The sequence below is a fragment of the Streptomyces sp. JNUCC 63 genome, assembly GCF_054366325.1.
Window position 1 is genome coordinate 2,691,372 of record NZ_CM135963.1, and the last position, 11,781, is coordinate 2,703,152.

At 71.9% G+C, this 11,781-nt stretch carries 13 protein-coding genes; 4 read left to right on the forward strand and 9 right to left on the reverse strand.

The features are described from left to right. Window positions 1–4 precede the first annotated feature (4 nt). The gene (locus ACX25U_RS12090; protein ID WP_454391395.1) at window positions 5–1,117 is read right to left on the reverse strand and encodes an SDR family oxidoreductase; all 1,113 of its coding nucleotides are present in this window, start codon (window positions 1,115–1,117) and stop codon (window positions 5–7) included. A gap of 192 nt (window positions 1,118–1,309) precedes the next feature. Between ACX25U_RS12090 and ACX25U_RS12095 the strand changes: the two genes are divergently transcribed. Together ACX25U_RS12095 and ACX25U_RS12100 are read left to right on the forward strand one after the other, a co-directional pair. Then, window positions 1,310–2,758 carry a zinc-dependent metalloprotease gene (locus tag ACX25U_RS12095; RefSeq protein WP_454391397.1) on the forward strand — a complete coding sequence of 483 codons (1,449 nt, stop codon included), beginning with the start codon at window positions 1,310–1,312 and terminating at the stop codon, window positions 2,756–2,758. Further along, window positions 2,755–3,276, forward strand: a complete 522-nt coding sequence (locus ACX25U_RS12100; RefSeq protein ID WP_454391398.1) for an NUDIX hydrolase — start codon at window positions 2,755–2,757, stop codon at window positions 3,274–3,276. The genes ACX25U_RS12095 and ACX25U_RS12100 overlap by 4 nt, the downstream gene beginning before the upstream one ends. 51 nt (window positions 3,277–3,327) lie before the next feature. Here the strand turns inward: ACX25U_RS12100 and ACX25U_RS12105 are convergent, their stop codons facing one another. The 4 genes from ACX25U_RS12105 to ACX25U_RS12120 form a co-directional block, all read right to left on the reverse strand. After that, complete coding sequence (locus ACX25U_RS12105; protein WP_454391400.1) at window positions 3,328–4,083, reverse strand: AIM24 family protein; 756 nt, start codon at window positions 4,081–4,083, stop codon at window positions 3,328–3,330. Window positions 4,084–4,100: 17 nt separating this feature from the next. Next, window positions 4,101–4,781: an AIM24 family protein gene (locus ACX25U_RS12110; RefSeq protein WP_454391401.1), complete on the reverse strand. Its 681-nt coding sequence runs from the start codon at window positions 4,779–4,781 to the stop codon at window positions 4,101–4,103. A 12-nt stretch (window positions 4,782–4,793) separates the two neighbouring features. Further along, window positions 4,794–6,530: a TerD family protein gene (locus tag ACX25U_RS12115; RefSeq protein WP_454391403.1), complete on the reverse strand. Its 1,737-nt coding sequence runs from the start codon at window positions 6,528–6,530 to the stop codon at window positions 4,794–4,796. A 135-nt stretch (window positions 6,531–6,665) separates the two neighbouring features. Next, window positions 6,666–7,262: a M48 metallopeptidase family protein gene (locus tag ACX25U_RS12120; RefSeq protein WP_454391405.1), complete on the reverse strand. Its 597-nt coding sequence runs from the start codon at window positions 7,260–7,262 to the stop codon at window positions 6,666–6,668. A 181-nt stretch (window positions 7,263–7,443) separates the two neighbouring features. Between ACX25U_RS12120 and ACX25U_RS12125 the strand changes: the two genes are divergently transcribed. Beyond that, window positions 7,444–8,676: a TOMM precursor leader peptide-binding protein gene (locus tag ACX25U_RS12125; protein ID WP_454391407.1), complete on the forward strand. Its 1,233-nt coding sequence runs from the start codon at window positions 7,444–7,446 to the stop codon at window positions 8,674–8,676. Then, window positions 8,669–10,057, forward strand: a complete 1,389-nt coding sequence (locus ACX25U_RS12130; RefSeq protein WP_454391409.1) for an ABC1 kinase family protein — start codon at window positions 8,669–8,671, stop codon at window positions 10,055–10,057. The genes ACX25U_RS12125 and ACX25U_RS12130 overlap by 8 nt, the downstream gene beginning before the upstream one ends. Before the next feature lie 13 nt (window positions 10,058–10,070). Here the strand turns inward: ACX25U_RS12130 and ACX25U_RS12135 are convergent, their stop codons facing one another. The 4 genes from ACX25U_RS12135 to ACX25U_RS12150 form a co-directional block, all read right to left on the reverse strand. Further along, window positions 10,071–10,280 carry a hypothetical protein gene (locus ACX25U_RS12135; protein ID WP_454391410.1) on the reverse strand — a complete coding sequence of 70 codons (210 nt, stop codon included), beginning with the start codon at window positions 10,278–10,280 and terminating at the stop codon, window positions 10,071–10,073. A gap of 146 nt (window positions 10,281–10,426) precedes the next feature. Then, the gene (locus ACX25U_RS12140; RefSeq protein WP_454391412.1) at window positions 10,427–10,750 is read right to left on the reverse strand and encodes a hypothetical protein; all 324 of its coding nucleotides are present in this window, start codon (window positions 10,748–10,750) and stop codon (window positions 10,427–10,429) included. Next, window positions 10,747–11,124: a WhiB family transcriptional regulator gene (locus ACX25U_RS12145; protein WP_454391414.1), complete on the reverse strand. Its 378-nt coding sequence runs from the start codon at window positions 11,122–11,124 to the stop codon at window positions 10,747–10,749. Before ACX25U_RS12145 ends, ACX25U_RS12140 begins: the two co-directional genes overlap by 4 nt. A gap of 174 nt (window positions 11,125–11,298) precedes the next feature. After that, a complete protein-coding gene (locus ACX25U_RS12150; protein ID WP_454391416.1) occupies window positions 11,299–11,619 on the reverse strand; it encodes a hypothetical protein in 321 nt (106 codons plus the stop codon). Window positions 11,620–11,781: the final 162 nt, after the last annotated feature.

Genomic DNA, 11,781 nt, shown 5'->3' on the forward strand with positions numbered 1-11,781 from the left:
GCCCTCAGATCCGCCGCCGCGCCTTCCGGGCCCGCCGTACGACCGCCGCCGCACCCAGCAGCGCGACCGTCGCCCCCGCGGCCCCCGCCGCCGTCGCGTCCTTCCGCCCCAGCCGCCGCCCGGCGACCGTGTGCCGCCCGGACACCTCGTCCAGCAGCTCCGCGAGGACCTCCTCGTTGGTCCACCTGGGCCGCCACCCGGCATCGTGCAGCCGGCTGCCACTGACCACCCACGGGTACATCGTGTACGCCAGGTCCCCCGCGGGCGACGGCGTGAGCCCGATCCGGTGCAGCCGGGCCGCTGCCCCCAGCGCGACCGCCGACGGCAGCTCCATCCGCCGGATCCCGCTGAGCTCCTCGACCTCCTCCTGCTCCAGCCACCCGTCGCACCCCACGGCCAGCTCCCCGTCGACCTTCTCCAGCACGGCGTACTCCAGCGCACCGCACAGGTCCTCCACGTGGCAGAACTGCCACGCGGGCCGCGACCCGGCCACGACGAGCAGCCGAGGCGACTCGAAGTACCTGGTCAACGCGGTGTCCGTGCCTCCGACCAGCACGGCCGGCCGTACGACGGTGATGTTCAGCCCCGGATGGGCCCGCGGCGCGCGCCGCGCCAGCCGTTCGATCTCCAGCAGGTCCCCGACCCCGGTCGCCTCGGCGGTCGCCCGCAGCTCCGCGTCCTCCGACAGCGGCAGCTCGTTGTCCGGCAGGGCCCCGTACACCATCGCGGAGGTGCAGAGCACCACGCGGTGCACCCCGGCCGCCGCGGCCGCGGTCAGCACGGTCTGCGTCCCCCGGACGTTGTAGGCCGTACGGGCGGCGGCGTCGGTCTCCAGGTCGAGGTCGAGCGCCAGGTGCACCACGACGTCCGCGCCGCGCAGCTTGTCCGCGATCGCCGGATCCCGCACGTCGAGGATGTGCCACTGCGCCGCCGCGCACTCCCCGCGCCGCTCGTCGATGGCGATGACCTGCCTGACCTCGCCGGACTCGGCCAGCCGCTCGGTGAGCAGCGCGCCGACCCCGCTCGCGGCTCCGGTGACCGCGACGACGGGCCCCCGGACGGCGGGAGTGTTTTCATGGTTTCGCGCTGCGCGAACCTGCGGATCTGGGGAACTCACCGGGCGTCTCCAGAGGTTGTGTTCCATACGGGCGCGAAGGACGCGTACGTACCAGGTGGCATCCATCCTGCCGCAGGCGTTCCGTCGGCGAAGCACCGAGGCTCGAACGGCCCTGGGTGTCTACGCTGGGTGGTGTTGTCGGGCAGCCGCGCCGCCGGAGAGAACCGGTGGCCTTACCAGCCGAGGAATCCCGTGAGTGACACCCCATTCGGATTCGGCCTTCCGCCGGAGGAGCCGGACGACGGCGACGAGGGCAAGAAGAAGGACCAGCAGAGCGGTGGTGGGCAGGGACCGGCCAACCCGTTCGGTTTCGGGCTGCCCGGCGCCGGAGGCCTTGGCGGCCCCGGCGCCGACAATCCGCTCGCAGCCATGTTCGGTTCGCTGAACCCCACCGACCTGGGCGCCGCGTTCCAGCAGCTCGGCCAGATGCTCTCCTACGAGGGCGGCCCGGTGAACTGGGACATGGCCAAGCAGATCGCCCGCCAGACGGTCTCCCAGGGCACCCCGGACGGCACGAAGGACGCGAGCGTCGGCCCCGCCGAGCGCACCGCGGTCCAGGACGCCGTCCGCCTGGCCGACCTGTGGCTGGACGACGTGACGTCCCTGCCCTCGGGCGCCGGCTCCGCGGTGGCGTGGTCCCGCGCGGAGTGGGTCGAGGCGACCCTGCCGGCCTGGCAGGAGCTCGTCGACCCGGTCGCCGAGCGCGTCGGCACCGCCATGGGCGACGTGCTGCCGGAGGAGATGCAGGCCATGGCCGGCCCGCTGATCGGCATGATGCGCTCCATGGGCGGCGCCATGTTCGGCACGCAGATCGGGCAGGCCGTCGGCGTGCTGGCCGGCGAGGTCGTCGGCTCCACCGACATCGGCCTGCCTCTCGGCCCGGCCGGCAGGGCCGCGCTGCTGCCGGTCAACATCGAGACGTTCGGCAAGGACCTGGGCGTGCCCAAGGACGAGGTGCGGCTGTACCTCGCGCTGCGCGAGGCCGCCCACCAGCGCCTGTTCGCGCATGTGCCGTGGCTGCGCTCGCACCTGTTCGGCGCGGTCGACGGGTACGCGCGCGGGATCAAGGTCGACACCGCGAAGCTGGAGGACGTGGTCGGCCAGTTCGACCCGCAGAACCCCGAGCAGCTGCAGGACGCCCTGCAGCAGGGCATGTTCCAGCCGGAGGACACCCCCGAGCAGAAGGCCGCCCTGGCCCGCCTGGAGACCGCTCTGGCGCTCGTGGAGGGCTGGGTGGACGCCGTGGTGCACGCGGCCGCGAAGCCGCGCCTGTCGTCCGCGGACGCGCTGCGCGAGACGCTGCGCCGCCGCCGTGCCTCGGGCGGCCCGGCCGAGCAGACGTTCGCCACACTGATCGGCCTGGAGCTGCGCCCGCGCCGGCTGCGCGACGCCTCCCGTCTGTGGGCCTCGCTCACCGACGCGCGCGGGGTCGAGGGCCGCGACGCCCTGTGGGCCCACCCGGACATGCTGCCGACGGCCGCCGACCTGGACGACCCGGACGGCTTCGTGCACCGCGAGCACATGGACTTCTCCGAGCTGGACAAGATGCTCGGCGAGGCGGCGGGCGGCTCCGCGCCCAAGCCGGACCTGCGGAAGAAGGACGAGAAGACCGAGGACGGCAAGGACGACGACGCCGAGTGAGCCTGTACGACGACGCGGTCCTCGTCCTGAAGGGGTACGAGGACCAGGCCGAGCTGCGCCAGGCTTACCTGGACCATCTGGCGGCGCATCCGGACGGCATGTGGAAGGCCTGCCAGGCGGGCCACATCACCGCGAGCGCCCTCGTGATCGATCCCGAGCGCGGACGGGTGCTCCTGACACTGCACCGGAAGCTGCGGATGTGGCTGCAGATGGGCGGCCACTGCGAGCCCGGTGACACCGCGCTGGAGGCCGCCGCCCTGCGGGAGGCCACGGAGGAGTCGGGCATTCCGGAGCTCACGCCGCTGCCCGGCGGGCCGGTGCGGCTGGACCGCCATCCGATCCCGCCGCCGTGCCACTGGCACCTCGACGTCCAGTACGCCGTCCTGGCCCCGCCCGGCGCGGTTCAGAAGATCAGCGACGAGTCCCTGGACCTGCGCTGGTTCGCCTACGACGAGGTGGCCGGCGTGGCGGACGAGTCGGTCGTACGGCTGCTGAAGGCGACGCGCGCCAGGCTCTGACGATGCAGGGGGCGGCCGCCACTGCGGTCGCCCCCTGCACCTTGCCTCGGCTCAGCCCCAGACGTTCCCCTGGTTCTGCCCCCGCGCCCCCTGCCCGCCCATGCCGAACTGTGCGGCGAGGCCCTGTCCGATCACCGCGTTCTGCGGCGGCAGCAGCTCGCTGGGCTGGACGAGCGCGTAGCCGCTGCCCATGAAGCTGAGCTCCCAGCCCTCGCCGGTGCTGCCGCGGCGCCGCCACACCCCGGAGGAGTGGGTCTGGGCCTGCATCTGCACCCGCAGGGCGGTGGACCAGGCGACGATCGCGTCGGCGTCGCAGCTGACGTACTTGTCGGGTGTCACCTGCATCAGCAGCGGCGCGCCCGAGGTCATCAGGGCGACCCTGCCGTGGCCGGTGATGTTCAGCTGGTACTTCCCCGAGCCGGAGATGCCGTACATGCTGTCGACGGCCACGACCTCGTGGTACAGCGAGGAGTCCATCGCCAGCACATAGCTGCTGTCGACGGTCAGACCGTCCTGGTCGACGTCCATGATGTGCACGTACTGGGCGAGGTTGGCGAGGTAGACCGTGCCCTGTCCGTGACAGCGCATCAGGTCCAGGCCCTCGCCGGTGTACGCACGCGTGCGTGCCTGACCGCCGCTCTGGTACTCGGCGTCGAACTCGATCATGCCCTGGTAGGCGACCATCGTGCCCTTGCGGGCGAGGACGTCGTCGTGGCCCTCCAGGGTGACGCGCAGCATCTGCTTGTTCTGCAGGCTCCAGCGCTCCTGGGTCTGGGCTTCGTTGAAGGCGAAAAGCGGGCTCTGCATGGTGTTCTGTCTCCCCCTCAGCCGCGGAACCGGAGGCGGTCGGTGCTGTCCTCGCTGGGCTGTACGACGACGATGCCCTGGCCGGAGAAGGCCATCTGGTAGGCCTCGCCGCTGCCCCGACCGATCAGGGACTGCGCCTTGAAGCTGCGCTTGCCCTTCACCTTCAGGTTCGGCGACCAGGCGACGAGCGCGTCCGGGTCGACGTAGGTCTCGTTCTCGCCGCCGCCGCAGTCGACGACGATCGGCTCGCCCCGGGAGGTCAGCGCGACCCAGCCCTGTCCGGAGATCCTGGTGTTCCACAGGCCCTGTCCGGCGAACTTCGCCAGTCCCTTGACCCGCTCGACGCCCCAGGTCAGGTCGGCGTCGAAGGCCAGCAGGTTGGTGGCGTTGACGGAGATCGCGTCACCGGCCAGGTTGATGACGACGACGTTGGCGCCGTAGTCGGCGAGGTAGAGCAGTCCGTCGCCGGAGCACTTCATCAGCGGGGCGCCCTCGCCGGTGATCCAGTCGCGCGCGATCTGGCGCACGGCGGAGGGATTGGGCTCGTACTGGATGAAGCCCTCGTAGGCGACCATCGACCCCACGCGCGCGAAGAGGTCGTTTCCGGTCTGCATGGCGACCTTCAGCATGTGGCTGCCGTGGTTCTCCATGCGGGCGGTGACGGGTGCGGGGGCGTAGCCCGCGAGCGGCTGGTTCATGACGGGCTCCCCTTAGACCTCGTAGGGCTGGACGACGACGAAGTTGCCGGGGGCGGCCCGGAACTGGAGGTTGACGCCCTCTCCGGTGTCGCCCGGGTAGGCGTTGCGGCGCATGCGCACCTGGCTGGAGACGATCACCTGGGCGGCGGCCGACCAGGCGACGACGGCGTTGGAGTCGACGAACGTCGTCGGCGTCACGGGCAGGACGACGGGTGCGCCGTGCGTCTTGACGACGATCGTGCCGGTGCCCTGGAACTGCATGGTGAACAGGGCGCCGCCGGGGATGCCGTGTCCCTCGATGCGGCGCACCTCGTACTGCAGGCTCTCGTCGAAGGCGAGGACGTTCTCGGCGGAGACGCAGATGGCGTCGCCCTGGAGCTCGACGGGGTGCAGGTGGGTGGAGTCCTCGGCGAAGAACACCTGGCCCTGGCCGGTGCAGCGCATCAGCTGCATCTCCTGGCCGGTGGCGTTGCCCGTGATCCGGCCCGCGAAGCCGGCGCCCTTGTAGCTGAAGTCGACCTTGCCCTGATAGAGCACCATGCTGCCCTGCCGGGCCAGCACCGGCCGGCCTCCCATGCCCAGGTCGGCGCGGATCAGCTTGCTGTTCTGCAGGGTCCAGCGCTGACCGGTGGGCGTCTCCTTGTAGAGGTTCAGCGCTCCGGCCACACCGGCGGCCTGGGGGACGCCCTGCGGGACGCCGTAGGGCGCGGCCTGACCGAGGGGCGGCTGGTGCCCGTATCCGGGGGCCGGGGTGGGCCGGCCGTAGCCGGGCGGCGGGGGCGGGGCCTGCGGCGCCTGGGGCTGGGCGTAGCCGGGGGGAGGGGGCGGGGCCTGTCCGTGGGGAGGGCCGTACGGCGGCTGCTGGCCGGGGTGCCCGTAGGGCGCGGGGGCCGGAGCGGGCGGCGGGACGGTGCCTCCGGGTGGGACCATGGGGGCGATGATCGTCGGCGCGGCGTGCACCGAGGGCGTGGGGCCCGGGGTCGGGGGCGCGGGCGGCGGCGGGGTGGCTCCCGGGGGCGGCGCGAAGCCCTGCACGGCGGGCTGGGGCGCGGGGGCGGCCGGGGCCGGCGCGGGTGCGGCGGGGGTGGCCGGTACGGCGGGCCCAGAGGGTCCGGAGGGCACGCCGAACCGCGGGGGCGGGGCGCTCTGGGCCGGCGGGGCGAAGCCCGGGACGGCACCGGGCTTGGGCTGCTGCGGGGCCTGGTCGGGGGCGCTCTCCTCCTCCAGGACCTCGCCGCCGAAGTTCTTCAGCAGCGCCTCGAGGCCGCCGTCGAAGCCCTGGCCGACGGCCGCGAACCGCCATACGTCCTTGAGGTAGAAGTCGCCCAGCATGACGGCCCGTTCGGTGGAGAACTCCGAGCCGTTGAACGCGTACCGGGCCACCTCCTCGCCGCCCGCCACGATGCGCAGGTACCCGGGGTCGATCTGCGACATCTGTCCGGCGCCGTCGATGGTCGCGGTGAACGACAGCTTCTGGATCCGCGGCGGGATCTTCTCGAGCGTGACCCGGAAGGACTCCGTGTCACCCGCCTGGGAGCCCAGCAGCTGGATGGCTTCCTCGGGGGACTTCGGCTGGTTGAAGAAGACGAAGTACCGGTCGTCCGAGAGGCGTTCGTCGGCGTCCAGCCCGAAACAGCTGATGTCGAAGGTCAGTCCGGGGGCCGAGATCTGCACGCCTACGTACAGATCCGTGCCCGCGGTCAGGTCACTGATCCTGGCCTTGTGGCCGCGCTGGAATTCCCTGGGCATGCGTAACGACCGTCCCCCATCCCGAGTGCGAGTACGTCGCGTCAGGCTAACCGCAAACTCCGACACCGGACGAAGTCGGTACAGACCCGGTACACAAACCCGGTCCGGCGGAACCTCACGCCCCCGAGGCCGTGGTCACTCGCCGCGGGCGCCCGGCACATGCGGCAGCCGTCCGGCGGCGACCACCCCTTCGAGGTAGCCCCGGGCCCGCTCGGTACGCGGATACGCTTCCAGCAGCCGCCAGAAGTCGGGGCCGTGGCCGGGGACGAGCAGGTGGGCGAGCTCGTGCAGGAGGACGTAGTCGACGACGTACTCGGGCATCCCCTGCAGGCGGTGCGAGAGCCGGATGCTGCCCTCCGCCGGTGTGCACGAGCCCCAGCGTGTGTTCTGGTTGGTGACCCAGCGCACCGAGGCGGGCCGGGCCCGGCCGCCGAAGAACTGGGCCGACAGCCGCTCGGCACGCTCGGCGAGCTCCGCGTCACCGAGCGAGCGCCGGCTCTCCTGAGCCGCCAGCTTGTCGAGCATGACGGTCACCCAGCGCCGCTCCTCCGCCTCGGACATCCGGGCGGGGATCAGCACGACGGTGCGATCGCCCTCACGGTACGCGGAGACCGTCCGGCGGCGACGGGCGCTCCTGCGGACCTCGATCGCGCTCGCCGCCGGGCCGCTCGGCGGCGGGCTCGTCTTGCTGCGCTGTGGCATTCCGGCGCGGTGCAGTGGGTCGGCGGACACGCCCCGACGTTACCGGGTGTACGTACGAGAAGTCCCGGGTCCGGAACGGTTCCGTGCAGATCCCTCACCCAGCGTCTTACTTGTACGACGAATATCCCCAGCCTGTGGACAACTTTCGGCGCCGGTCGGCCGGGGAGGGCATGCTGGCACTCACTTCGTTCTTCGGGCCACGGGGGTTCGCATGCATCCGATGGTGAAACCCGCGCTCAGGCGCGGCTGGCGTGATCTCAACACCGTGCAGTTCGGGATGACACCCGCGCACGCGCTGACACTGGGACCGATGGACACCGCGACAGGCAGTTTCCTGGCCCTGCTCAACGGCACACGCGGACTGCCCCTGCTGCGCGAGGAGGGGCACCGCATGGATCTGCCCGACGGCCATGTGGACCGCCTCGTGGAGCGGCTGGCCCACGCGGGGCTCCTCGACGACGCCCGGGGCGGCGGTGCGGCGGCGGACGCGCTCCGGGAGAAGAAGGAGGTCATGGACCGGCTGGCGCCTGATCTCGCCTCCCTCTCCCTGGTCGCGCGCGAACCGGGTGAGGCGATCGGGCGTCTGGCGGCCCGACGTGGCCTGCGCGTGCAGGTCCGGGGCGCGGGCCGTGTGGGCACTGTGCTGGCCACGCTCTTGTCCGGCGCGGGGATCGGCGAGGTCGACGTGCGCGACGGCGGCTGCGTGGAGCCGTGGGACGTCACCCCGGGCGGGCTGCCCGCCGAGGCCGTCGGCGAGCGCCGGGACGCCGCGGCGCGGCGGGCCGTGCGCCGGGCCGCTCCCGACCGCCCGGTCCGGCGCACTCCCCGGGCACCGGCCGAGCAGGGTGCGTCGGCCGGGCAGGGCGAGCAGGGCTTCTCCCTGGTGATCCTCGCCCCGCGGGACGACATCGCCGTGCACGCGCCCGACCCGTCCCAGTCCGCTCCCCTCGTCGAGTCCGGGACCCCCCATCTGTACGCGGGAGTGGTGGAGGGCACGGGCGTCGTGGGCCCGCTCGTCCTGCCCGGCGAGACGAGCTGCGCCGGCTGTCTGCATCTGGGCCGCACGGACCGGGACGCGACCTGGCCGCGCCTGGTGGCTCAGTGGCGCTCGGGAAGACCACGCCATGTACGTCCCTGTGATCTGTCTCTCGCCGCGACGGTGGCCGCCCTGGCGGCCGGGCACGCGCTGGCCTTCCTGGACGGGGAGTTGCCGTCCAGCGCGGGCGCTCGCTGGGAGGTGTCCGTACCGGGCCTGAACTGGCGTGCGCGGCCGATGTGGCCGCATCCCGCCTGCCCGTGCGGAGCGGCGGGGAAAGCCGAGGGGGAACGGGCCTCAATGGACGAGGAGGCACGCGAGACAATGGCTGGGCAAGGGCCGTCATCGACGCCCTGCCGTCAGGCAGACGCGGCGCGGCTTGCTGGGACTTGGAGGGCGCATGTCTGATCTTCCCCGGAAGGCGGTCACCCGGACCGCCAAGCTCGCCGCGCTCCCGCTCGGTTTCGCCGGGAGAGCGACCTGGGGGCTTGGCAAACGGATCGTCGGCGAGTCCGCGGAGCTTGTCGGCCGCGAGCTGCAGCAGCGCACGGCCGAGCAGCTGTTCAAGGTGCTCGGCGAGCTCAAGGGCGGGGCGATGAAGTTCGGGCAGGCGCTGTCCGTCTTCGAGTCGGCGCTGCCCGAGGAGATCGCCGGCCCCTACCGGGTCGCGCTGACCAAGCTCCAGGAGGCAGCGCCGCCGATGCCGACCCGCACCGTGCACGCCGTGCTGGAGGAGCGGCTCGGCGCGAACTGGCGCGACCTGTTCGAGGAGTTCGAGGACAAGCCGTCCGCGGCGGCCTCCATCGGGCAGGTGCACCGGGCGGTGTGGCACGACGGCCGCGAGGTCGCGGTCAAGGTCCAGTATCCGGGCGCAGGCGAGGCCCTGCTGTCCGACCTGAGTCAATTGAGCCGGTTTGCCAGACTGCTGGGGCCGCTGGTTCCCGGCGTGGACATCAAGCCGCTGATCACCGAGCTCAAGGACCGGGTCTCCGAGGAGCTGGACTACGGCCTGGAGGCACAGGCCCAGCGGGCGCACGCCGAGGAGTTCGAGGACGACCCGGACGTCGTGGTCCCCGCGGTCGTCCACCAGCGCGAACAAATCCTGGTCACCGAGTGGATGGACGGCGTCCCGCTGTCCGAGGTGATCGCGGACGGAACCAAGCAGCAACGCGACCGCGCCGGCCAGTTGCTGGCCCGCTTCCTGTTCTCGGGCCCGGCCCGCACCGGCCTGCTGCACGCCGACCCGCATCCCGGCAACTTCCGTCTCCTGCCCGGCGGACCGGACGGCGAGGACGACTGGCGGCTGGGCGTCCTGGACTTCGGCACCGTCGACCGGCTCCCCGGCGGGCTGCCGACGCCCATCGGCCAGTCCCTGCGCATGGCGCTGGACGGAGAGGCGGAAGCGGTCTACCGGATGCTGTGCGCGGAGGGCTTCGTCAAGGAGTCCATCGAGCTTGACTCCGGCGCCGTCCTCGACTACCTGCTGCCGATCATCGAACCGGCTCAGGTAAAGGAGTTCACCTTCACCCGTAACTGGATGCGCAGCCAGGCAGCACGGATCGCCGACCCCCGCTCCCCCGCCTACCAGCTGGGCAAGCAGCTCAACCTGCCGCCGGCGTATCTGCTGATACACCGCGTCACGCTCAGCACGATCGGAGTGCTGTGCCAGCTGGGGGCGACGGTGCGGCTGAGGGAGGAGCTGGAGCAGTGGCTGCCGGGCTTCGCCGCCGACACCGCCGGCCCGGAGGGCGAGGAACCGGAGGACGAGCAGGCGGCCGCCGAGGCCTGAACGCGGGCGGGACCTACCACCAGGCCGAGTCGAGCCGGCCCTCGATCGAGCGGAGGTTCTTCCGGGAGCAGGCGTCGCAGAAGTAGCGCCGGACGCCGCCTTCCACGGAGCAGGTCCAGATGGGCGGCGGACCGTCGGCCGGGGTGCCGCAGCGCGCGCACACCAGGGCGGGGCGCTCCGCGGTGGAATCGCCGTGGCCCGTGCCTCCTGGAAGACTCGTCACCCGGCGACGATACCTCCGGGCCGTGGATCGGCGGGCGCAACGCACCGCGGGGGCCGGTCCGTTCGGACGGACCGGCCCCCGCGGGGAGAGTTCGTGGCCTCCCGGGCGGGGAGGCCACCGCTGGGCGGTGTGCGCAGCGTGGTCGGTTACTGCATCACTGCCATGGCGAGCGCGCGACGGGCGCGCAGCGAGGCGCGCTCGGCGCGGCGCTGCATCCGGCGGGCGGTCGCCAGGCGCACGGCCTGGCGTTGCTGCTCCGCCTCGTGCAGTCGCTCGTGCATATGCGCACGGGCCAGGGCTTCTGGGATGAGTTGCATCTCTCGGGTCCTGTTCTGACGCGAGTCGTTCGCGCCGGTGGTGGTGACGTCTTCGGTCGCGGAGCCTGCGGGCTCGCTGGTGGACGGCTTCATCGGGGCCTGCTTCTGGGGGTCGTGCGTGAGGGGGCGGTCGATCGTTCCTGCGGTGTTCATGCCATGACCGGGTTCTTGCGCGGGCGGCCACGGGGCCGCTTCCTGGCGACGACAACACCCTGGACGAACAGCTCGCCACCCCAGACGCCCCAGGGCTCACGCCGCTCCTTGGCACCGGCGAGGCAGGCCTCGATCAGCGGGCAGGTGCGGCAGAGGGACTTGGCGTACTCCACGTCCGCCGGCGACTCGGCGAAGAAGACCTCCGGGTCGTAGGAACGGCACGGGACGGGCACGCCGAGGTTCTCGATGGCGTCGTCGAGCGCGGTGAGCGTGGTGAGCGCGGTGAGCGAGGTCAAGGTGGGGTCCTCCGTGAGACCGGGCTTGGGGATCGTGCCGGAAGGCGGTACGGACGGGGCGTGCGCTTCGAGTTGCACGGTTCGTCTTCCTCGTCTGGTCGGACCGGCCGGTGGGCCGGGTGTCGGCTGGGTACCGGGTTCTTTTCTTGCCCCGAGGCACCTTCACTCCGTCGTCCCCGTTCGGGGAAAACAGAAGGGCCGCGGATCCCGGATGGGGTTCCGCGGCCCTGAAGGCGCCGGCCTGATCGGCGATCAGGCTGGATCACTCCAGGGTTCTGGCCCACGGAAGGCCCACATCAGGTGGTGCTGCGTCGTCTGCTTCCGGTTTCCGGCACCGGCCGCCGTAAAGGCATAGGCCTGCGCCTGTGCCACTACTGCTTCCAGTGCCTTGGTCGGTCGCTCATCGCGCTCACGGACGGGAAGACCCGCGAGAGACACGGAGGACGCCGGACGCACGGCACGAATGCCGGACAGACCGGTGCCCTGGTTCGAGGCGCCGAGCATGCACAGGGAGACGATCGAGCGATCGGTCATTTTGGCGGTGCTGAAGAAGCTGCTCTTGATGCTGATCACTGGACTCGCCTCCTCTCGGCGTCTGAGGGACTGGGGTGAGCCAGTCCGAACGGATACACAAGTACAACACGGAACCGGGGCCTCAGGAAGGCCACCGTTCCCGCGACCAAGAACCTATGGGGCTTGACGGGGCGCGCGCAAACTATTTTCTCGACGAGTTCG